At 66.6% G+C, this 22,455-nt stretch carries 15 protein-coding genes; 10 read left to right on the forward strand and 5 right to left on the reverse strand.

Going from position 1 to position 22,455, the window contains the following annotated elements:
- Window positions 1-16 precede the first annotated feature (16 nt).
- Window positions 17-2,776, reverse strand: a complete 2,760-nt coding sequence (locus AC07O0_RS06630) for an Rne/Rng family ribonuclease (protein ID WP_494621206.1) — start codon at window positions 2,774-2,776, stop codon at window positions 17-19.
- Between the two features lie 706 nt (window positions 2,777-3,482).
- Here AC07O0_RS06630 and AC07O0_RS06635 point away from each other — a divergent pair.
- The 5 genes from AC07O0_RS06635 to AC07O0_RS06655 all read left to right on the forward strand — a co-directional run bounded on the left by AC07O0_RS06635 (window position 3,483) and on the right by AC07O0_RS06655 (window position 9,870).
- Entirely contained in the window at window positions 3,483-4,682 is a 1,200-nt protein-coding gene (locus tag AC07O0_RS06635) for an N-acetylmuramoyl-L-alanine amidase (protein WP_494622359.1), read from the forward strand.
- Between the two features lie 155 nt (window positions 4,683-4,837).
- Window positions 4,838-7,285 (forward strand): penicillin-binding protein 1A, encoded by a 2,448-nt coding sequence (locus AC07O0_RS06640; RefSeq protein ID WP_494621208.1) that lies wholly within the window; start codon window positions 4,838-4,840, stop codon window positions 7,283-7,285.
- 23 nt (window positions 7,286-7,308) lie between these two features.
- Window positions 7,309-7,536, forward strand: coding sequence for a hypothetical protein (locus tag AC07O0_RS06645; protein WP_494621210.1), 228 nt, complete (start codon window positions 7,309-7,311; stop codon window positions 7,534-7,536).
- 99 nt (window positions 7,537-7,635) lie between these two features.
- Window positions 7,636-8,764, forward strand: a protein-coding gene (gene prfB / locus AC07O0_RS06650; protein ID WP_494621212.1) for a peptide chain release factor 2 whose coding sequence is annotated in 2 segments (ribosomal slippage) — window positions 7,636-7,704 and window positions 7,706-8,764 — 1,128 coding nt in all. Because the reading frame shifts where the segments join, the coding sequence is not laid out codon by codon here.
- Complete coding sequence (locus AC07O0_RS06655) at window positions 8,761-9,870, forward strand: SGNH/GDSL hydrolase family protein (RefSeq protein WP_494621214.1); 1,110 nt, start codon at window positions 8,761-8,763, stop codon at window positions 9,868-9,870. The genes prfB and AC07O0_RS06655 overlap by 4 nt, the downstream gene beginning before the upstream one ends.
- Before the next feature lie 86 nt (window positions 9,871-9,956).
- Here the strand turns inward: AC07O0_RS06655 and AC07O0_RS06660 are convergent, their stop codons facing one another.
- Window positions 9,957-11,234 carry a M23 family metallopeptidase gene (locus AC07O0_RS06660; protein WP_494621216.1) on the reverse strand — a complete coding sequence of 426 codons (1,278 nt, stop codon included), beginning with the start codon at window positions 11,232-11,234 and terminating at the stop codon, window positions 9,957-9,959.
- Between the two features lie 149 nt (window positions 11,235-11,383).
- Window positions 11,384-11,848 carry a peroxiredoxin gene (locus tag AC07O0_RS06665; RefSeq protein ID WP_494621218.1) on the reverse strand — a complete coding sequence of 155 codons (465 nt, stop codon included), beginning with the start codon at window positions 11,846-11,848 and terminating at the stop codon, window positions 11,384-11,386.
- 227 nt (window positions 11,849-12,075) lie between these two features.
- Here AC07O0_RS06665 and AC07O0_RS06670 point away from each other — a divergent pair, with 227 nt between their 5' ends.
- Window positions 12,076-15,555 (forward strand): hypothetical protein, encoded by a 3,480-nt coding sequence (locus AC07O0_RS06670; RefSeq protein ID WP_494621220.1) that lies wholly within the window; start codon window positions 12,076-12,078, stop codon window positions 15,553-15,555.
- Window positions 15,556-15,623: 68 nt separating this feature from the next.
- Here the strand turns inward: AC07O0_RS06670 and tyrS are convergent, their stop codons facing one another.
- Window positions 15,624-16,874 (reverse strand): tyrosine--tRNA ligase, encoded by a 1,251-nt coding sequence (tyrS, locus tag AC07O0_RS06675; protein WP_494621222.1) that lies wholly within the window; start codon window positions 16,872-16,874, stop codon window positions 15,624-15,626.
- A gap of 443 nt (window positions 16,875-17,317) precedes the next feature.
- Between tyrS and gcvA the strand changes: the two genes are divergently transcribed.
- On the forward strand, window positions 17,318-18,268 hold the full coding sequence (gcvA, locus tag AC07O0_RS06680) for a transcriptional regulator GcvA (RefSeq protein ID WP_494621224.1): 951 nt from the start codon (window positions 17,318-17,320) through the stop codon (window positions 18,266-18,268).
- A 10-nt stretch (window positions 18,269-18,278) separates the two neighbouring features.
- Here the strand turns inward: gcvA and AC07O0_RS06685 are convergent, their stop codons facing one another.
- A complete protein-coding gene (locus AC07O0_RS06685) occupies window positions 18,279-18,950 on the reverse strand; it encodes an alpha/beta hydrolase (protein ID WP_137880940.1) in 672 nt (223 codons plus the stop codon).
- A gap of 291 nt (window positions 18,951-19,241) precedes the next feature.
- On the opposite strand from AC07O0_RS06685, the gene AC07O0_RS06690 reads away from it, so the two are divergent.
- From AC07O0_RS06690 to AC07O0_RS06700, 3 genes are all read left to right on the forward strand, one after another.
- A complete protein-coding gene (locus AC07O0_RS06690) occupies window positions 19,242-20,447 on the forward strand; it encodes a cysteine desulfurase family protein (RefSeq protein ID WP_494621227.1) in 1,206 nt (401 codons plus the stop codon).
- A 61-nt stretch (window positions 20,448-20,508) separates the two neighbouring features.
- Entirely contained in the window at window positions 20,509-21,981 is a 1,473-nt protein-coding gene (gene sufB / locus AC07O0_RS06695) for a Fe-S cluster assembly protein SufB (protein ID WP_092153685.1), read from the forward strand.
- Entirely contained in the window at window positions 21,978-22,433 is a 456-nt protein-coding gene (locus tag AC07O0_RS06700) for a hypothetical protein (protein WP_494621229.1), read from the forward strand. The genes sufB and AC07O0_RS06700 overlap by 4 nt, the downstream gene beginning before the upstream one ends.
- The last annotated feature ends 22 nt before the right edge of the window (window positions 22,434-22,455 follow it).

The raw sequence follows: 22,455 nt of genomic DNA on the forward strand, positions 1-22,455 counted from the left end.
CGCGACGGCCTTGATTTTACTTGCGTCCGGCCAGCTTGTTCCACCAGCCGCCGCGCTTCGGCCGATCCGGATCCGGCGGCGTCAGCACGACCGCGACCGGTTCCTCGACCACGCGCAGTGCGGGCGGCGGTTCCTCCGCGACGGGCTCCGGGGCCGGAGCGGCGACAGCTTCGGGCACGACCGGCTCGGGAGCAGCTGCCAGCTCGGCCGGGGCAGCGGCGACGCCGTCCTCGGTGATCGGCACGACCTTCTTGCGCGAACGGCTGCGCTTGGGCTTCTCGGCCGGCTCGGCGGCGACGGTTTCGCTGGCCGTGTCGGCTGCCTTGGCGGCCTCGACCGGCTCGGCTTGCGCTTCCGCCTCGGCCTTCTTGCTGCGGCTGCGCCGCGCGCGCTTCGGCTTGGCATCGGCTTCCGGCTCGGCAGCAGAAGTTTCGCTCACGGTCGCGGCCGGCTCATCGACCAGCGGAGCGGCGGCCGGGGCGGTGTCGTCCGACTCGCCGACAGCGGCATCATCGCCGTCCTCGGCCTCGTCCTGATCGCCGTTTTCGTCGGCTGCGCCTTCGAGGCCCTGGCCCTGACCATCGCGCTCACCACCGCGCCGCCGACGGCGCCGGCGCCGGCGACGACGGCCGTCACGACTCTCCTGGCTTTCGCCTTCCGCAGCGTCGGCACGCGGCGCCGCTGCGGTTTCGCCCTCAGCCTCCTCAACCTCGACCTCTACCTCGACGATGTCCTCGTCCTCGGGCTCGTCGATGATCGCCTCGGCGCGCATGCTCGAGACCGGCACGACGCGGTTCTCGTTGCCGACGAACTCGCCGCGCTCGACCTCGAAATAGCGAGTGCCGAGCAGGGCCGCGTCGGCCGAGACAGTGATCGCGATGTTGAAGCGCTCCTCCAGGTCGCGCAGATGGGCGCGCTTCTGGTTGAGCACGTAGAGCGCGACCTCCGGCCGGGTGCGGACCTCGAGATTATGCGACGCGCTCTTGATCAGCGTCTCTTCGAGCGCCCGCAGGATCTGCAGCGCGATCGAGGGAGTCGAGCGGACGAGGCCGGCGCCGGCGCAATGCGGGCAGGGCACCGAAGAGCTCTCGAGCACGCCGGTGCGGATGCGCTGGCGCGACATCTCGAGCAGGCCGAAGGCCGAGATGCGGCCGACCTGGATGCGGGCCCGGTCGTTCTTCAGGCACTCCTTCAGTTTCTTCTCGACCGCGCGGTTGTTGCGGTTCTCCTCCATGTCGATGAAATCGATCACGATGAGGCCGGCAAGGTCGCGCAGGCGCAACTGGCGCGAGATTTCCTCGGCCGCTTCGAGATTGGTCTTGAGGGCGGTGTCCTCGATGTTGTGCTCGCGGGTCGAGCGCCCGGAGTTGATGTCGATCGCGACCAGCGCCTCGGTCTGGTTGATGACGATGTAGCCGCCGGACTTCAGCGTCACCGTGTTGGAGAACATCGCGTCGAGCTGGCTCTCGACGCCGAAGGCGGCGAAGAGCGGGGTCTGCTCGCGATAGGGCTTCACGCTCTTGGCATGGCTCGGCATGAGCATGCGCATGAAGTCCTTCGCCTCGCGATAGGCGCTCTCGCCGGCGACGTGAACCTCGTCGATGTCCTTGTTGTAGAGATCGCGGATCGAGCGCTTGACGAGGTTACCCTCCTCGTAGACCAGCGCGGGCGCAACCGAGCCGAGCGTCAATTCGCGCACACTCTCCCACATCCGCATCAGATATTCGTAGTCGCGCCTGATCTCCGGCTTGGTGCGCGAGGCGCCGGCGGTGCGCAGGATGATGCCCATCCCCTCCGGCACCTCCAGCTCCTGGGCGATCTCCTTCAGGCGCTTGCGGTCCTCGGCATTGGTGATCTTGCGCGAGATGCCGCCGCCCTTGCCGGTGTTCGGCATCAGCACCGAATAGCGGCCGGCGAGCGAGAGATAGGTGGTGAGGGCGGCGCCCTTGTTGCCGCGCTCTTCCTTGACGACCTGGACCAGGATGATCTGGCGGCGCTTGATCACCTCCTGGATCTTGTACTGGCGGCGCAGATTGCGCGGGCGCTCGGGCATGTCGTCGAGGGCGTCGCCGCCGCCGAGCTGCTCCGGCTCTTCCTGGGCTTCCTCGCCGCCGTTCTCCTCGTCGCCGTTCTCGTCATCCTGCGAGCGGCGGCGCGCTTCGGAGGCCTCCTCGCCATCCTCGGAGGCGGATGCCTCGGTGGTGGTCTCGAAGGTCAGCGGCGCGGAGTTCTCGGCCGCGTCCTCATTGGTGGATTCAGCGATCTGCGGCGCGAAGCTCTCGCCGAAGGCGGGCGCGCCTTCGTTGACCATGGCGGCTTCCTTGCCATTGGTCTCGACCAGGTCTTCGGGCTGGGCGGCGCCGGCCTCGACCTCGGCACTGACGGTCTCGCCGCTCTCGGCGGCGCGCTTGGGACGGTTGTCGCGGTCGCGACGGCCGCGGCGGCCACGACGCTCGCGCTTTTCCTCGTCGCGCTCTTCCTCACGCTCGGCGCGGGCTTCCTCGGCGAGCAGGGCCTGCCGGTCGGCGACCGGAATCTGGTAGTAGTCGGGGTGGATTTCGGAGAAGGCGAGGAAGCCGTGGCGGTTGCCGCCATATTCCACGAAGGCGGCCTGGAGCGACGGCTCCACCCGCGTTACCTTCGCCAGATAGATATTGCCGCGGAGCGGCTTGCGGCTGGCTGATTCGAAATCAAACTCTTCGATACGCGAGCCGCGGGACACCACGACCCGGGTCTCTTCCGGGTGGGTGGCATCGATAAGCATCTTGTTGGCCATGGGACAATTCCATTGGCGCGGCGGCCTTGGCAATCCGCCGGGCTGCGGACGTGAGTCCGCGGCCGCGGGCAGGGGCGCCGCGCGTCAACCGGTTGAAACCGGCATGTTGCAGGGAGAGGAGTTCGATCAAGGAAGGACGACGGAAGCGGGCGGCGGAGCGGGCGGACAGCCCGTCACCACCTGAGAGGTTTCGACGAAACACCGAAAGAGAAAGCGGCGTCGTTTGCCCCGACATCTGACCTTTGACCTGCAGCGCGCCGCGAAGCGCACCGCGTTTGACACGCTCGCGGACAAGAGTACCGGCGCCGATTGCTGCCTGGCGCAGGCCCGTCCGCGGACGATTCCGTTGTTGGTTGCCCCCGCGCCGGCGCGGATCATGTGACAGATCCGGTCGTTCGGCTGTTTCGCAGGGCGCCGGCGGGCTTATGACCCGGCTTGTGCGCTGCGGTAGCCTTCGCGATGCAACCATCTCCATTACAGACAGGCGATGCATTTTTGCAAGCGCGTTAACGGTGGGTGATCGGCAGGGCGCGGTTTCCGGTGCCGACCGGCCGTGGTAACGGGTTGTCAATGACTGGCGACGCTATGGTTAAGTCTTGTTAAGCGTCGAACCAGCGAATCGAGGAGCGTTCTCCTGCTTCACCGGCTTCGCCTGTCGATCACGGGCCTTGCGCACCGCACCGCCACTCCGGCGCTGCGGCTCTTGGTGCTGGCGGCTGCGCTTCTGTCATGGACCTCGCTTGCGACCGCGAATTCTCCCGGCCGTCCCGTCGCTGATCTTCCGGTCGCGACCGATGCGCGGCTGGAGGCTCAGGGCGATACCGTCCGGCTGACCATGGCGCTGTCCCGGCCCGTCGCGGCCAGCGCGACCGTCACGGCGGGGCCCGATCGGGTCATCGTCGACCTGCCGTCGATCAACTTCCAGGTCGAACAGAAGCAGGGCCGCAAGTCGGCAGGTTTCGTCTCCGGCTTCCGCTACGGCCTGTTCATGGCCGACCGGGCCCGCATCATCCTCGATCTTTCCCAGCCGGCCGCGATCGCGAACGTCACCGTCAAGCCGGTGCGCGGCGGCTTCGGCGAGCTTATCGTCGAGCTGAAGCGGACGAGTCGCGAGGAATTCGTCGCGCTCGCTCGCGAGGCGGCCGCGAAGACGCAGCTGCCGAGCATTCCGGTCGAGCGCAAGGCCGAAGGTGATTCGCGCCGCATCGTGGTGATCGACCCCGGCCATGGCGGCATTGATCCTGGCACCCAGGTCGCGGCGATCGCCGAGAAGGCGGTCGTGCTCGCCTTCGGGCTGAAGCTGAAGGAGCAGCTCGAAGCGCAGGGGCGCTACCGGGTGATCATGACCCGCTCCGACGACACCTTCATCTCGTTGAATGATCGCGTGCGCATCGCGCGCGGCGTCGAGGCCAATCTCTTCATCTCGATCCACGCCGATTCGCTGGCGCAAGCGCAGGATGTGCGCGGCGCCACCATCTATACCGGCTCCGAGCGAGCGAGCGACGCCGAGGCCGCGCGCCTGGCGGCCAAGGAGAATCAGGCCGATGCCGTCGCCGGCCTCGATTCGAGCGAGGATGTGCAGGATGTCGCCGGCATCCTGATGGATCTCGCCAAGCGTGAGACGCGCAGTTTCTCGACGATCTTCGCGCGTAACCTGGTCGAGAAGCTCGGCGGCTCGGTCAGGATGCACAAAGTGCCGTTGCGTTCCGCAGGTTTTCGCGTATTGACCGCGCCTGACGTACCGTCGGTGCTGATCGAGCTTGGCTACATGTCGAGCCCGAAGGACGCCGAACTCCTGAATTCCGAGGGCTGGCGCACGCAGGCGGCCGCGGCGGTCCAACAAGCTGTCGACCAGTATTTCGAGCGCCTGCAAACACCGGGCAAAGCTGCGCAAAGCAGGCCTTGACGGCACAACGGTCGAAGATGGCGATTTGTGGTCGCAAAGCCACGGTTCCGCCATGTCCGCCGTGATATAGAGACGAGTTCAAGATAAGCCGGGCACGGTGCGACGCCAAAGGGGGAGGGCGACGCCGCTGCCGCTAGCCGAGGTCAAAATTCTCGATGCGGTTCATATTGCGCCTTTTCGGATGGGCGTTCGCCGCCGGTACGATCCTGTTCGTCATCGGTGTCGCGGGCGCAGCCGGCGTGATCTGGCACTACTCCAAGGACCTGCCCGATTCGGCGCAGCTGCGGAATTACGAGCCGCCGGTGATGAGCCGTGTCCACGCCGGCGACGGTAGCCTGATCGCCGAGTTCGCAAGGGAACGCCGGCTCTATCTGCCGATTCAGGCGGTGCCGAAGCTGATCATCGACGCCTTCCTCTCGGCCGAGGACAAGAACTTCTACAAGCATTTCGGCGTCGACCCCGAGGGCCTCGCCCGCGCCGCGATCTCGAACTTCCGTAATCGTGGCTCCGGCCGCCGCCCGCAGGGCGCCTCGACCATCACCCAGCAGGTGGCGAAGAACTTCCTCGTCGGCTCCGAGCAGAGCATCGAGCGCAAGATCCGCGAGGCGCTGATCGCGCTGCGCATCGAGTCGACCTACTCGAAGGACAAGATTCTCGAGCTCTATCTCAACGAGATCTATCTCGGCGCGCCGGCGCCGGGGCAGGGCAGCTACGGCGTCGCCGCAGCTGCGCTGAACTATTTCGGCAAGTCTGTGCACGAGCTCAACGCGCAGGAGGCGGCCTATCTCGCCGCGCTGCCGAAGGCGCCGACCGACCTGCACCCGTTCCGCAATCGCGAGCGCGCGATCGAGCGTCGCAACTACGTGCTCGATCGCATGACCGAGAACGGCTTCCTCAAGCGGGCCGATGCCGAAGCTGCGAAGAAGCAGCCGCTCGGCGTCAATCCGCGCACGGTCTCGCCGAACCAGATCGCCGCCGGCTATTTCGCCGAGGAGATCCGGCGCGAGCTGCAGGACCGCTATGGCGAGAAAAAGCTGCTCGAAGGCGGCCTCTCGGTCCGCGCCACCGTCGATCCGAAGATGCAGCTGATGGCGCGCAAGGCACTGGTCGACGGCCTCGTGCGCTTCGACGAGGCGCGTGGCTGGCGCGGTGCGATCCAGAAGATCGACGCGGCGAGCCGCGAATGGGGGCTCGCCATGGGTGAGCTGCCGGTGCTCGGCGACGTCAAGCCCTGGCGGCTCGCCGTCGTGCTCGACGTTGCCGGCGACAGCGCCCGCGTCGGGCTGCAGCCGATCCGAGAGGCTTCCGGCCAGCTGCGGCCGGAGCGCGAGACGGCGACGCTCGGGCCGGACGGCATCCGCTGGACCCGGCGCACCCGCGTTTCGCAGGCGGTCTCGCCGGGCGACGTCGTCTATGTCGAGCCGATCGACGGCAAGCCCGGCCAGGTCCGCCTGCGCCAGATGCCGGAGGTCAACGGTGCGATCACCGTGATGGACCCGTTCTCGGGCCGCGTGCTCGCCATGGTCGGCGGCTTCTCGCACGACCAGTCCGAGTTCAACCGGTCCACACAGGCGCTGCGCCAGCCGGGCTCGTCCTTCAAGCCCTTCGTCTACGCGACCGCCCTCGACAACGGCTACACCCCGTCCAGCATCGTGCTCGACGCGCCGATCGAGGTCGACCAGGGTGGCGGCCTCGGCATGTGGACGCCGAGCAACTACGACGGCAAGTTCACCGGCCCGCGCACGCTGCGCTACGGCATCCAGTTCTCGAAGAACCTGATGACGGTGCGCCTCGCCAAGGATGTCGGCATGCCGCTGATCGCGGAATATGCCCGCCGCTTCGGCATCTATGACGACATGCTGCCGGTGCTCTCGATGTCGCTCGGCGCCGGCGAGACCACGGTCATGCGCATGACCGCAGCCTATTCGATGCTGGCGAACGGTGGCAAGCGCATCCGGCCGACGCTGATCGACCGCATCCAGGATCGCTGGGGCGCGACGATCTACAAGCACGACCAGCGCGTCTGCGAGGGCTGCGAGGCGGATAAATGGAGCGGCCAGCGCGAGCCGCGGCTGGTCGACAATCGCGAGCAGGTGCTCGATCCGCTGACCGCCTACCAGATGGTCTCGATGCTCGAAGGCGTCGTCAACGCCGGCACCGCGACGGTGGTGAAGTCGGTCGGCAAGCCGCTTGCCGGCAAGACTGGCACGACCAACGACGCCAAGGACGTCTGGTTCGTTGGCTTCTCGCCCGACCTCGCGGTCGGCGTCTATATGGGCTTCGACAAGCCGAAGTCGCTCGGCAACTCGGCGACCGCCGGCCAGTACGCTGCGCCGATCTTCCGCGACTTCATGACTGTCGCGCTGAAGGACAAGCCGGCGACGCCGTTCCGCGTGCCGCCGGGCATCAAGCTGATCCGCGTCGACCCGCGCTCGGGCATGCGCGCCGGTGGCGAGGGGGGCATCCTCGAAGCCTTCAAGCCGGGCACGGCGCCGCCGGACAGCTATTCGGTGATCGGCGCTTCCGACGGCACTGGTGGCGCGATGAGCGTGGCGCCGGCCGGCGGTCGCTCGGTCGGCTCCGGCACCGGCGGACTCTATTGACGAGAACGGAGGGCGCGGTCGTCATGGCCGCGCCGCTCCAGGCGATCCTCGAGGCCGAACTGGCACGCGGCAACCGGATTCTCGATCGCGGCGCATGGCCGCCGCATTGCGACCTCTTCGTCCTGCTCGCCCGGCCGTTCCGCAAGCGCTACCCGCTCGCCGCGGGGCTCGTCTATGAGGTGATCGGCGATCCGCATTACTGGAAAGCCGAATACCGCCACGGCCGCGAGTGCCTCGCCTGCTCCTTCTGAGGGAGGCGTTGGCGCCAGCACCATTTACACGACTGCGCTTCGTGCCTATGTCAGCGCCCCAGCCAGTCAGCCTCAAGCGACGGACCAAGACGAACGATCATGCGACCCGAGATCCAGACGCAACTCGACAACGCCAAGCAGTCGATCGGACTGCTGAGGAGGCATCTTTGACTGGGATGTCGCACAACGACGCCTGGCGGAGCTGAACGCGCTTTCCGAAGGCCCCGATTTCTGGAACGACGCCGAAGCCGCGCAGAAGCTGATGCGCGAGCGCACCCAGCTCGAGACGCAGATCGACGGCATCACCAAGCTCGAACGCGACGTCGAGGACGCGCTGACGCTGATCGAGCTCGGTGAGATGGAAGAGGATGCGGCGACCATCGCCGAGGGCGAGGCCGCGATCAAGGCGGTCGAGGCCGAGGCCGGCCGGCTGCAGGTCGAATCCTTGCTCTCCGGCGAGGCCGACATGCTCGACACCTATGTCGAGATCCATCCCGGCGCCGGTGGCACAGAGAGCCAGGACTGGGCCGAGATGCTGCTGCGCATGTATCGGCGCTGGGGCGAACGGCGGAAGTTCAAGGTCGAGACGCTGGAATATCAGGACGGCGACCAGGCCGGCATCAAATCGGCGACGCTGCAGTTCAAGGGCCACAACGCCTATGGCTGGCTGAAGACCGAATCGGGCGTGCACCGGCTGGTGCGCATCTCGCCGTTCGATTCGAACGCGCGCCGACAGACCTCTTTTGCCTCGGTCTGGGTCTACCCCGTCGTCGACGACCGCATCGTCATCGACGTCAAGGAATCCGACTGCCGCATCGACACCTACCGGGCCCAGGGCGCCGGCGGACAGCACATCAACACCACCGATTCGGCGGTGCGCATCACTCATATCCCGACCGGGATCGTGGCCGCGTGCCAGCAGGAGCGCTCGCAGCATAAGAACCGGGCCAAGGCCTGGGAGATGCTGCGCGCCCGCCTCTACGAGGTCGAGCTGAAGAAGCGCGAGGAGAAGGCCAACGCCGAGCAGGCTTCCAAGACCGATATCGGCTGGGGCCATCAGATCCGCTCCTATGTGCTGCAGCCCTATCAGCTGGTGAAGGACCTGCGCACCGGCGTCGCTTCGACCGCGCCTTCCGACGTGCTCGACGGCGAACTCGACCCGTTCATGGAGGCGTCGCTGGCCCAGCGCGTCTACGGGACCAGCGTCGAAGTCGAGGACATCGATTGAGCGAGGGAAAGCGCTCCCGCGGCCGCGAGATCCTGATCAATCTCGCGGTCTCGCTCGGCAGCGTCGTCGTCTTCCTGCTGTTCTGCGAGCTGGTGCTGTTCCGCTTCGTGCTGCCGGCGAGCGACGTGCCGCGCAACGCCTTCGTCAACGAGGTCGTGCGCTACCAGCCCGGCCAGAATGGTGTCTGGCGCGTGCGCGACGAGATCGCCGCGCCCTACAAGATCAACGCGCAGGGCTGGAACTCGCCGCTGCCGGACTATCCCGTCGAGCGCAAGCCGGGGACCAGTCGGATCGCCTTCGTGGGCGACAGCTTCGTCGAGGCGCTGCAGGTGCCGTTCGACAAGAGCTTCGCCGAAGTGGCCGGCGCCCGGCTGGCCGGCAAGGGGCCGGTCGAGATCCAGCGCTTCGGCGTCGCCGGCGCGCCGCTCAGCCAGTACCTGCAGATGGTCGAGCGCGAGGTCGAGCAGCGGCGGCCTGACCGGATCGTGGTCATGCTCGTCCATAACGATTTCGACGAGAGCTTCGTTTTCAAGCCCGGCCGCTACACCTCGAGCTTCCTCAAGCTGAAGATCGACGGGGGCAAAGTCGCCGGCGAGGTCGTGCCTGAGCCGTGGCGTGCCGGCTGGTTCGAGTTCCTGCGGCAGAGCGCGACGGCGCGCTTCCTGCTTTATCGCTGGCAGGTCCGGCCGCAGGCGCTGGTCGATGCGATCCTCGGACCTGCCAAGGCTGCGGGCGAGGGCGGCTATGCCGCCAATATCGACGTGGCGAGCGTGTTCGCGCACGAGGCCGACATTCGCGTCGCAACCGACTACCTGTTCGGCCGGCTGAAAGCGCGTGCCGATTCGATCGGATCGAAGCTGCAATTCGTCATGGATGGCGACCGCGCGGCGATCTATGCCGGCCGCAGTGACAGCCCGGCACTGAAGCTCAACCGGATCGCGGCGGAGATGGCGGCCAAGCACGGCATCGCCTTCCTCGACCTGCATCCCGTCTTCGCGGCTGATTGGGCGAAAGCCGGCAAGCGCTTCGAGTTCCAGGCCGATGCGCATTGGAACGAGCATGGCCACCAGGTGGCCGGTGCGGCGATCGCCGAGGTTCTGCAGTAGGAAGAGGCAAAGTTATCGAATCAAAACAGCCTGCTGCAGCGGAATGCTGCAGCAGGCTGTGAAGCTCTGCCTAAGCCGAGATGGCTTCAGAGCTGCCCCGCCAGCTTGTCGCCGGCACGCAGGAAACGATTCGGATCGGCAGGTTCGCCGTCGATGCGGGTCTCGTAGTGCAGGTGAGGCCCGGTGGAGCGGCCGGTGGAGCCGACGCGGCCGACCAGCGTGCCGGCCGTGACCATCTGGCCCTCGCTGACGAGGATCGCCGACATGTGGGCATAGCGGGTGGTGATGCCGCCGGCATGTTCGATCTCGACCATATTGCCGTAGCCGCCGGAATACTCGGCCGTCACGACCTTGCCCGGGCCGGTCGCGCGTATTGGTGAGCCGTGCTCGGCACGCAGGTCCATGCCGGTGTGCAGCGCGGCGCCGCGCGTGAAGGGATCGGCGCGATAGCCATAATTGGAGCTCAGTTCGAGTTCTCCTGCGAGCGGCCGGCGCAGCGGCAGTTGCTCGACGAGGCCGCGTAGGCGGAAGACGGTCGCGATGCGCGGCTGCAGCGAGCTCAGGGTCGCCTCGAACGGCCCGGCCGAGGCATCGAGGTTGACCGGGACCAAGGGGCCGCCGACGCCCTTCGGAAGCGGGGTCGCGACGGCGAGCCTGTCGGTGTCGAGGCGGGTTTCGGCAAGGGCGTTGCGCAGCGTCTTCTGGGTATCGCCGAGATTCCTGTCGATCTCGCGGAGGGCCGCGAGCTGCGTGGCTGAGCTGCGCTCGATGGATTGGTCGAGCTGGATCAGCGCTTCGGCGACACGCTTGGCCGGCGGCACGGGCTCCTCGGCCTCGCCCGATTTCCAGGGCACGGAGCGGTCGTCGGCACCACGCAGCGGCAGGGTTTCCGGTGCCGGCGTCGGCTTGCCGGAGGCGAAGGGCGCGAAGCTGGTGACGCCGGAGGCGCGGATCGGCTCCTCGGGCTTGATCATGCGCTGGCGCAGCGGGTTCTTGGCGGCTTGCGACACGCCGATGCCCGCCGATTGCAGGCTCTCGGCGACGGCGTTGACCAGGGATTGCCGCGATTCGAGTTCGGCCTGGCGCATGGCGATCTCGCCGACGCGAGCTTCGACCCCGTCCTGATCGAGCAGAGCGCGGCTGGCGAGCCGATCGACATCGGCGCGCAGCGCCGCGATTCGGTCCTCATAGGCGTATTGGCGCGAGGTCTCGCGGCTGATCAGCCGTGCGGCGAGATCGTCCTTGCGCAGAATGTACCAGCTCGTGGCGCCGCTCCAAGCGGTGGTCAACGCCAGCAGGCTGAGGCCGAGCAGCGCGGTCGAGCGGCGAACAGTAAAGCTGGAACGGGAGAGCAGGCCGGTCATGGCAAGCTCGCGGCCGGCGGACTGAACGCGGGGATCCGAGGAGGTCATACGCAAAACCGGGAGTGACGCTGCGATGAAGTGATTAGACCTCGTTAGGGTTAATCAATCGCAAATCGCAGCCGGTTTTGCCGCCTTCCGGCAGGAATGGGTCAGAGCTCGCGAGCAGCTGCAAGCACCGCCTCGGCGTGGCCTTTCACCCGGACCTTGGCCCAGACGCGGGCGATGTTTCCGGCCGCATCGATCAGGAAGGTGCTGCGCTCCACGCCCATATAGTGTCGGCCATACATCTGCTTTTCGACCCAGAGGCCGTAGGCTTCGATCGCCGTCCGTTCCTCGTCGGAGACGAGCGTCAGGCGCAGCCCATATTTCTGCCTGAACTTGTCGTGGCGCTTCACCGAATCCGGCGAGATGCCGACGACCGTCGTGCCGGCGGCGGCAAAATCGCCGAGCAACGCGTCGAAGGAGAGCGCTTCGTTGGTGCAGCTTTGCGTGTCGTCCTGCGGGTAGGCGTAGAGCACGACCTTGCGGCCGCGCAGGCTGGACAGCGTAAACGTACCGCCGCCATCTGTCGGCAAGGTGAAGTCGGGGGCGGGAATGCCTTCGTTCAACGCCATCTTCGCCTTCCTTTGGTCTCGATCACATGCAAGGGCCGGGCAAGCCGCGAACGATAAGCCGGCTCAGACACAAATCAGATTCGGCGGGATCGAATCAGCTAGCTTGCCGCTGCTGTACCGCTCCCGGAATCGGGCGCATCATGCGGGTGGCGAGGCGGGCTGGCCTGGCCGCAGATATCGTCGCATCGATCCGCACGATTCGAGCAGCAAGACAAGAAGCGATTTCGTTGACCGACAACAGCAAGATCAACGCGGCCCCCACATCCGCTGCGGCCCCCGCGGCGGAATGTCAGGAGGTGGTCGCCGTAGCCAGGCGTGCCTGGCGCGGCATCGTCACCATCGCGGTCACGGTCTGCGTTGCCGTCGTCACGCTCGGCTTCGCTGCAGCTGCATTGCTGGTCAGCGGTTTCATCCCACTCTCTGGGCTGGAGGGGCGGATCTCGACCGCCATCGAGGAGCGGCTTGGGCCGAACTGGAAGGTCGAAGCCGAGCAAGCCGAGCTCAACCGCGTTGATGGCCGCTCGCGCCTGCGGGTCCGCGAGGTCTCGTTCCGGCATGCTGGCGGGGCTTCGTTCCGAGCGCCGGAGGCCGTGCTCGGCTACGATCCAATGGCGCTGCTGCGCGGTGATTTCCGCCTGGTCTCCCTCGACCTGCGCGGGGTCAATATCCGGCTCGGCGTCAGGCAGGACGGGTCACTACTGCTGGAGCAGGATGCCCAGCCGGAACAGGCTTCGAAGACGCCCGTGGCCGGCGATCCCGTCGATTGGGATGCGTTCGCCGGGGCGATGAATGCGATCGGCGCGCTGGTCTCGAACGACGGCCTGCTCGGTTCGCTCGAAGTCGCCGGCATCGGCGGAGCGCGGGTCACGCTGATCGACCCGGCCGGGCGGCAACGCTCCGGCCTGGAAGACGTCGACATCAGGCTGGAACGCTTCGGCGGCGGGCAGGCGCGGCTGTCGATGAAGGGGCGCATCGGCCCGCGCTGGAAGGAACTTGCGATCGATCTGACAAGTGCGCCTGACGGTACGCGCAGTGCCACGGTCGACATTCAGCGCTTCGAGCCGGCCGAGGCGGTGGCCCTCGCCTTCGGCAACGCCATGGTCGCGCTGGACGGGCTGGCGCTCAGCGGCAAGATTTCCCTGACCCAGACCGGCGGCGGCGAACGCAGGATCGCCGCGGGGCTCTCCGTCGCACCCGGAGTGGTCAAGGTTCACAATGCCGGGCTCGACCCGATCGAGGTCCAGGGCGCCAAGCTCGACTTCACCAGCGACGACGGACTCAAGACGGTCAAGGTTGCGACCGTCCAGCTCCAGGCTGGCGAGACCAGGCTCGCCGGAAGCGGAGAGGCGCGCAACGAGGGGGGCATCTGGCGACTGGCGCTCGACGGTGCAGGGCAGGTGGCCGGTATCGGCAAGGATGCGGCGGTTGTCCTTTCGAGCTTGCGCACGCAGCTCGAGGTCGATCCCGGTGCCGGCGAGGTGCGGATGGGCCAGCTCTCGTTCAAGGGGCCGCTGATCAACGCCGAAGGCACCGGTATGGCGCGCCGGCGCGACGACAAGAATTCGCATCGCTTCCAGATCAGGGCGGTCGATACCGATATGCGGGCGGCGCTCGCGGTCTGGCCGGCTGTGACCTCGCCCGGACTGCATGCGGCCCTGGTCGAGATGGTGAAGAGCGGGCGGGTCGAGGAGATCGACGTCAAGCTGGTGATGTCACCGGAGGCGAACGCCCGGCTGGCGGACGGCAAGGGCATGGACGACGACGCCGTCGCCGTGACGCTGAAAGCCTCGCAGGTCAGCTTCCTGCCCAATCCCGGCCTACCGCTGCTCACCGATGCGCGGGTCGTGGGTTCGACGACAGGTCGTACCGTCGATCTCACCATTTCGCAGGCCTCGGCCGAGGTTGGCGAGGGCCGCAAGCTCGCATTGAGCGAAGGCACCTTCGCCATGACCGATACCTGGGCGGATCGGCCGCAGGCGCGAATCGGCTTCAGGTCGACGGGCTCGGCCGATGCACTCGTCGCGCTCCTCAACTTCCCATCGCTGCGCGAGTTCTCGCCGCTCAAGATCGAGTCCGGCGCGCTGCGCGGCTCGATCGACCTGGCGAATCAGCTCTCCTTGCCGCTGATCAACGATCTGCAGTTCGTCGACGTCGTGATCCGCAGCAGCGGCATGCTGTCGAACATCGCCTCCGACAGCCTGCTCGGCGGCGAGAAGCTGGAGGGCGCCAATCTGGCACTGACTTACGATCGCGGCCAGCTCTCGATCAAGGGCGAGGGCCGGATCGGTGGCGACAAGGCGCCGATCGAGCTCAGGCAGAACGCCAAGGGCCAGGGCGAGGCGACCGTTGCGCTCGTGCTCGACAATGCCGCGCTGAAGCGGCGCGGCTTCGGCCCAGAGACCGGCATCAGCGGGCCGCTCCAGGTCAAGGTCGTCAAGCCGCTCGGCAAGAGCCCGGAGGCGCCGCCGCGTGTAGAGGTCGACCTGACCAAGGCCGCGATCGACGCCGGCGTGCCGGGCGTGAGCAAGTTGGCCGGACGGGCGGGCAAGGCGACCTTCACCTATGTCGTCGACGACAACGGCCCGGACCTGGAGGACCTGACGATCGAGAGCGCGCCATTGCTGGCCAAGGGGCGCATTTCGCTGACCAAGCAGAATACCTTCGAGAGCGCCAGCTTCTCGCAATTGCGCCTGTCGCCCGGTGACAACCTGACCAAGGTCGAGATCGGCCGCGATGGTGGCGTGACCAAGCTCTCGGTACGTGGGGCGGTGCTCGATGCGCGGCCGTTCATCCGCGACCTGTTCGACACCCCGGCCGCGCCGGCCCGAGGCAGTGCGCGCAGCAATCAGAGCGCAGCTTCAGGCCCGGATTTCGACCTCGATCTCGACGTGCCGATCCTGACCGGGTTCAACAACGAGGCGCTCGGCAACTCGCAGCTCAAGCTGTCGCGCCGTGCCGGGGCCGTGCGTTCGATCGCCTATCAGGGGCGGATCGGGCGTGCCGATCTGTCGATCCGGCAGACGAAGCAGGGCGACGGTGCCTCTCCGATCGTGGTGCAATCGGAAAATGGTGGCGCCACCTTGCGCTTCCTCGACCTTTATCGCCGCGCCTATGGCGGCGATCTGGTGCTGCAGATCGGGGCCGGTGAGGGGCGCCAGCCGGGCGAACTGCTCTTGCGCAACTTCACTGTGCGTGACGAGCCGGCCCTGCGCCGTGTCGTCGGCCCACCTGGCTCGCAGCCGCCAGGCGCGCTCGACAGTACCGGTGCGCCGGCTCCGCGCATCGATGCGAGCGATGTCGCCTTCACCAAGCTGCGGGCCGAATTCGTGCGCAGCGCCAGCCGGATCGACATCAACGACGCAGTGCTGTGGGGCCAGCAGGTCGGCTTCACCATCCAGGGCAATGTCGACTATGGCCGCGACCGCGTCGACATCGGTGGCACCTTCGTGCCGGGCTATGCCTTCAACAATGCCTTCGCCCAGGTGCCGGTGGTTGGGATGATCCTCGGCGGCGGGCAATATGGCGGCTTGTTCGCGGTGAATTTCCGCGTCTCGGGCTCGGCCAGCCAGCCGACCATGACGGTGAACCCGCTCTCGGCGATCGCGCCCGGCATCCTGCGCCGCTTCGTCGACCCGCTCGGCGGCGGCCCTCTGGAACAGGCGCGACCAGGTGCACAGGTACCGACGCCCGGTACGGCAGAGCGCTAGAAAAAAAACGCCCAGCTCGCGATGCGAGCCGGGCGCCCAAATCAGCTCTCGTCTAGCAATGACGGCCGTCAGACCGGCCGCAGCAGGACGTGCTTCTTCTTGCCGAAGGAGAGCTTGACCGCGCCGTCGACCAGGTCGGCCGGCGACAGTGTCGCGCGCTCGTCCGAGACCTGGGCATCGTTGACGCGCAGGCCGCCGGCCTTGATCTGGCGGCGGGCTTCGCCGGTCGAGGGCACGAGGCCGGCGCTGACGAAGGCGTTGAGCACGCCGAGACCGGTCTTGAGCTCGGCCGCGGGCACTTCGACGCTCGGCAGGTCCTGGGCGGCCCCGCCTTCCTCGAAGGTCTTGCGGGCGGTCTCGGCGGCGGCTTCCGCGGCCTCGCGGCCGTGCAGAAGCGCGGTGGCCTCGGTCGCCAGCACCTTCTTGGCCTCGTTGATCTCCGAACCGCCGAGCGCGGCGAGCCTGGCGATCTCGGCGAGCGGCAGGCGCGTGAACACCTTGAGGAAGCGACCGACATCGGCGTCCTCGGTGTTGCGGAAATACTGCCAGAACTCATAGGGGCTGAAGAGGTCGCCATTGAGCCAGACGGCGCCGCTGGCGGTCTTGCCCATCTTGGCGCCGGACGAGGTCGTCAGCAGCGGCGTCGTCAGCGCGAAGAGCTGCTTGCCCTCCATGCGGTGCGAGAGGTCGACGCCGTTGATGATGTTGCCCCACTGGTCGGAGCCGCCCATCTGCAGGCGGCAATCATAGCGGCGGCTGAGCTCGACGAAGTCGTAGCCCTGCATGATCATGTAGTTGAATTCGAGGAAGGAGAGCGACTGCTCGCGATCGAGCCGCAGTTTCACCGAGTCGAAGGAGAGCATGCGGTTGACCGAGAAGTGCCGGCCGACATCGCGCAGGAACTCGACATAGTTGAGCTTGAGCAGCCAGTCGGCGTTGTTGACCATCAGCGCGTCAGTCGGGCCGTCGCCATAGCGCAGGATGCGCGAATAGACCTTCTTGATGCTCTCGATATTGGCGTTGATCTCCTCGATCGAGAGCAGCTTGCGCTGGTCGTCGCGGAAGGAGGGGTCGCCGACCATCGAGGTGCCGCCGCCCATCAGCGTGATCGGCCGATGCCCGGTCTCCTGGAACCAGTAGAGCATGGTGACCGAGATCAGGTTGCCGATATGCAGGCTGGTCGCGGTCGCGTCATAGCCGACATAGGCCGTCTGCGGCCCCTGCATGCAGAGCTTGTCGAGCTCCTCCGGATTCGAGATCTGGTGGATCAGGCCGCGCTCGTCGAGCGCGCGCAGGAAGTCGGATTTGAAGGCGGTCATGGCGGCTTGCGATCTGGTCTTTGTCGTTCCGCCGTCGTCTAGAGCATGTTTCGCCAAAGTGGAAACCGCTTTTGCGGCGGACACGCCCGGAGCCTCATCCGGGCGTGCGATCGAGCCACAGCCTCGCGGGATCGCTCCGGCGCGGTGGTTCCAGGCCTTCGCGTGCAAGCCCAAGGTCGCGGAGCGCGCGATCATCCAGCGTTGCAAGACGGTGCCGCATGCGAGTGGCGGCCAAATGGCGCCGCCAGAGCGTTCGCAAGCCATGCAGGAGGGACGCGTCGCCCCGCGGAGCGAGGGGCGCCGTTTGCGCAAGGCAGGTCATGATCCAATCCTCGGAAGAGCAGGCGGTCGCGCCCGCTGATGTGAGGTGAATCTGGGCCGGATAGGGCAGCACGACAAAGCGGAAGATTGTCATCTGCCATAAAGAGAGCTTATGCTTTTTTATGCCCGTGCCTCCGCCGCCGCCCAAGCTTCCGCCCCTTGCTGCGGTCCGCGTCTTCGAGGCTGCGGCGCGCCATCAGAATTTCACTCGCGCCGCCGAGGAACTCGGCATGACCCAGGCTGCCGTGAGCTATCAGATCAGGCTGCTGGAGGATCGCGTTGGAGCTGCCTTGTTCGTGCGCCAACCGCGCCAGGTCGTGCTGACGGCGATCGGTCAGCGGCTCGCAGGGCCGGTCGGCAAGGCGCTCGCTGATATCGGGACGGTGTTCCGCGACGTCTGCGAGGCAAACCAGACGGTTCTGACGATCTCTTCATTGCAGACGATGGCGATCACCTGGCTGTCGCCGCGACTGGCCCAGTTCCAGAGCGAGAACCCTCAGTTCGCCGTCCGCGTCAGGACTTCGCAGCATCTCGTCGACTTCGCCACCGAGGCCGTCGATCTCGCCGTGCGCTACGGGCCGGGCTCCTGGCCGGGCGTCGCGGCAGACAAGCTGTTCGCCTGCCACTATGCGCCGCTCTGTTCTCCCGAACTGCGTGACCGCCTGCAGCTGCGCGAGGCAGCCGATCTGCTGCGCGCGCCGTTGCTCAGCCCGGATGAGACGCCCTGGAAGGTTTGGTTCGCCGATCTCGGCCTCGACCAGCCCCGACAGGGCGGCCGGACGATGTCGCTGGAAATGCAGGCGATGAATGTCCAGGCCGCGATGCGCGGGCACGGCGTCGCAATGGCCGTGCCCGAGCTCTTCGCCTATGATATCGCGGCCGGGCGGCTCGTCTTCGCGGTGGAGCACGCCATACGCGACCAATGGGCCTACTGGATCGTCTATCCGCCGGAACGCCAGCGCGAGCGCAAGATCAGGCTGTTCCGGGACTGGATACTGGCAGAGGCGCGGGCAGCGGCGATGACGCTGCCCTTTATGGCCTCGAGTCGGGGACTGATCCACCCGTCATCGTGAGCAGGGCGGCTCAGGCCTTTTCCTGCTCGCTCTTGATGATCTCGGGGCCGACCTTGCGGTCGAGATAGACGCCGACCTGCTCCATCAACTGGTCGACGCGGCCGTCGAAGAAGTGGTTGGCGCCCTCGACCACGGCGTGCTCGATCTGGATGCCCTTCTGGGTCTTCACCTTCTCGATCACCGCCATGACCTCCTTGACCGGGGCGACGCGATCCTCCGAGCCATGCACGAACAGGCCGGAGGACGGGCAGGGGGCGAGGAAGGAGAAGTCGTAGCGGTTGGCCATCGCCGCGATCGAGAGGAAGCCCTCGATCTCCGGGCGGCGCATCAGCAACTGCATGCCGATCCAGGCGCCGAAGGAGACGCCGGAGATCCAGCAGCTCTTCGCCTCGGGGTTCAGCGCCTGCATCCAGTCGAGTGCAGCGGCGGCGTCCGAGAGCTCGCCGGCGCCATGGTCGAACTGGCCCTGGCTGCGGCCGACGCCACGGAAATTGAAGCGCAGCGCCGAGAAGCCGCGGTTCACGAAGGTGTAGAACAGGTTGTAGACGATCTGGTTGTTCATCGTCCCGCCGAATTGCGGGTGCGGATGCAGGATGATCGCCAGCGGCGCGCCGCGCTTCTTGGCGGGCTGATACCGACCCTCGATCCGGCCGGCCGGTCCGTTGAAAATCACCTCAGGCATTCTGATCCCGCCTCTTGCTGGGCGAAACCGCCGGAGAAGCGGGTAAAAAACGGCCATGCGGCCGCCGCGTACCCGTTCCACCCTTGACGGCCCCGCCGCTCGCGCCCTACATCAAGCGCTTAGAATGGTTCTAACAGCCGTGAACAAAACTGGAACATGCGAGCGAGTGCCGCTTGCGGTTCCAGTCCATCACGGCTTGGACGGGCGGCTATAGCACGGCGCAGGGGTGCGATTTCAAGCATTTCGTGCCGCGTCTTCGGGCAGGCCCTCTGGAACGGAGCATAAGCGCAGGTGTTCGCGACGACCCGCAGCTATCTCGACCACAACGCCACGACGCCGGTGCGCCCGGCCGTGGCGGAGGCGATGCTGCGGGCCTTGCAGATGCCGGGCAACCCATCTTCCGTCCATAACGAGGGCCGGGCGGCCCGCGGCGCGATCGAACAGGCGCGCGAGCGGGTGGCGGCGCTCGTTGGCGCCAAGGCGAGCAATGTCGTCTTCACCAGCGGCGGCACCGAGGCGAATGCGACGATCCTGTCGCCCGGCCTCAGCGATTGCAGCGGCGCGCGCGACTGCGTGCGGGCGCCGGTGACGCTGCTCCTGCTCAGCGCCAGCGAGCATCCTTGCGCGCGCGACGGTCATCGTTTCCCGGCCGGTCAGGCCGAGGCGATCCCGGTCGATGGCGAGGGCTTGGTCGATCTCGGCTGGCTGGGTGAGCGGCTTGCGCGCTTTGCTGAGGAGCGGCCGGATGAGCGAGCGCTGATATCGGTCCATCTCGCCAACAACGAGACGGGCGTTCTGCAGCCGATCGCCGAGATCGTCGCGATCGCCAGGCGGCATGACGCGCTCGTGCATTCCGACGCCGTCCAGGCCGCCGGAAAGATCGTGATCGATATCAATGCCTTGGGCGTCGATGCTCTGACATTGTCTGCCCACAAGATCGGTGGCCCCAAGGGCATCGGCGCGATCGTTTTCCGCACCGGAACGCTCGAACTCTCCGACAAGCCCTTGCGCGGCGGCGGCCAGGAGCGCGGCTGGCGTGCCGGCACTGAGAATCTGCCTGGCATCGTCGGTTTCGGCGTGGCGGCGCAGGAGGCGGGCAAGGCGCTCGCGACCGAGGCGGCCCGTTTGGCTGCGCTGCGAGACCAGCTGGAGGCCCGGCTGATGGCGCTGGCGCCGGACACGGCGATCTTTGGCGCCAAGGCGCCGCGCCTGCCCAACACCTCCGCCTTCGCGACGCCGGGCATCAAGGCCGAGACGGCGCTGATCATGCTCGATCTCGGCGGCGTCGCCCTGTCCTCGGGCTCGGCCTGCTCGTCGGGCAAGGTCAGGCGCTCGCACGTACTGACAGCCATGGGTGTCGACCCTGTCATGAGCGAAGGGGCCTTGCGCGCCTCGCTCGGATGGACCACCTGCGAGGCAGACATCGACCAGTTTATCGCGGCCTATGCGAAAGCCTTGGTCGCAAACCCCAACCGGAAGGTTCAGGCAGCCGCCTGAGGCCTTGCGCAAAACCAAGACTGAACCGGCGGGCCCTTGAACCCGCGACTGGAGAGTAGACATGGCAGCGGTCCAGGAGACCATTGATCAGGTCAAGTCGATCGACGTGACCGAGTACAAATACGGCTTCGTCACGGAGCTCGAGGTCGACAAGCCGGCCAAGGGCCTGACCGAGGACACGGTCCGCTACATCTCGGCCCGCAAGAACGAGCCGGAATGGATGCTCGAATGGCGGCTCGACGCCTTCCGGCGCTGGAAGACCATGACCGAGCCGACCTGGTCACGTGTCAACTATCCGCCGATCAACTACCAGGACATCTACTACTACGCCGCGCCGAAGAAGGGCGCCGATCCGAAGTCACTCGACGAGGTCGATCCGGCGATCCTGGAGACCTACAAGAAGCTCGGCATCCCGCTGCGTGAGCAGGAGATCCTGGCCGGCGTCGCGCCGGAGAACCGCGTCGCGGTCGATGCCGTGTTCGACTCGGTCTCGGTCGTCACCACCTTCAAGGATGAGCTCGCCAAGGCCGGCGTGATCTTCTGCTCGATCTCGGAGGCGATCCGCGAGCATCCCGAGCTGGTGAAGAAGTACCTCGCCAGCGTCGTGCCGGTGACCGACAACTACTTCGCCACGCTGAACAGCGCGGTCTTCACCGACGGCTCCTTCGTCTACATTCCCAAGGGCGTGCGCTGCCCGATGGAGCTGTCGACCTATTTCCGCATCAACGAGCAGAACACCGGCCAGTTCGAGCGCACGCTGATCATCGCCGACGAGGGCTCCTATGTGAGCTATCTCGAAGGCTGCACCGCGCCCAAGCGCGACGAGAACCAGCTGCATGCGGCGGTGGTCGAGCTGATCGCGCTCGACGATGCCGAGATCAAGTACTCGACGGTGCAGAACTGGTTCCCCGGCGACGCCGAGGGCAAGGGCGGCATCTACAACTTCGTGACCAAGCGCGGCGACTGCCGCGGCAAGCGCTCGAAGATCTCGTGGACGCAGGTCGAGACCGGCTCGGCGATCACCTGGAAATACCCGTCCTGCATCCTGCGCGGCGATGGATCGCGCGGCGAGTTCTACTCGATCGCGGTGTCGAACGGGGCGCAGCAGGTCGATAGCGGCACCAAGATGCTGCATCTCGGCAAGAACACGACGTCGAAGATCATCGCCAAGGGCATCGCGGCCGGCAAGTCCGACTCGACCTATCGCGGCATGGTCTCGGCCCATCGCAAGGCGACGGGCGCGCGCAACTTCACCAATTGCGACTCGCTGCTGATCGGTGACCAGTGCGGCGCCCATACCATCCCCTATATCGAGGCCAAGACCGCGACCGCGATCTTCGAGCACGAGGCGACCACGTCGAAGATCGGCGAGGACCAGATGTTCTACTGCCAGCAGCGCGGCCTCTCCGAGGAGGAGGCGGTGGCGCTGATCGTCAACGGCTTCGTCAAGGAGGTGCTGCAGCAGCTCCCGATGGAGTTCGCCGTCGAGGCGCAGAAGCTGATCACGATCTCGCTCGAGGGGAGCGTGGGGTGATTGGTTCGCACGCGCGGTCTTTGCTCGGCGCTGCAACGATGCTCGTGGCCGTGGCGGCTCTGAGCGAGCCTGCCAAGGCGTGCTCCTGCGCGGATTCGGAAGGGCTGAGAGGCGAGGCCTTGATGTCCGCCAGGCTGCAAAAGGCCAAGGACGTCGTGCGCGGCAAGTTCGTCGCCCTTACAGCCGGGCGTGATGTCGTTCGCGAAGGACGGCGGCTGGTCGTTGGAAAGCTTCAGATCGACGAGACTTTGAAAGGCGATCTTAAAGGCGAAATCGAGGTGATCACCGGGTTTGGAACGGGCGACTGCGGTTCGCCTAACGCCTTGTTGCTCTCGATCGCGTGGGATCGGCAAGTCGATCTCGAAATCAGGAAGACGACGGACAAGGATCCGCTCTACGCCGTCGACATATGTGGCTACGGCAAAGTGCTACCGGCGCCGACTGCCAAGTGACACACCGAATTCAACTTGCGGG

Source organism: Allobosea sp. GW821-FHT10B12, from assembly GCF_059415545.1.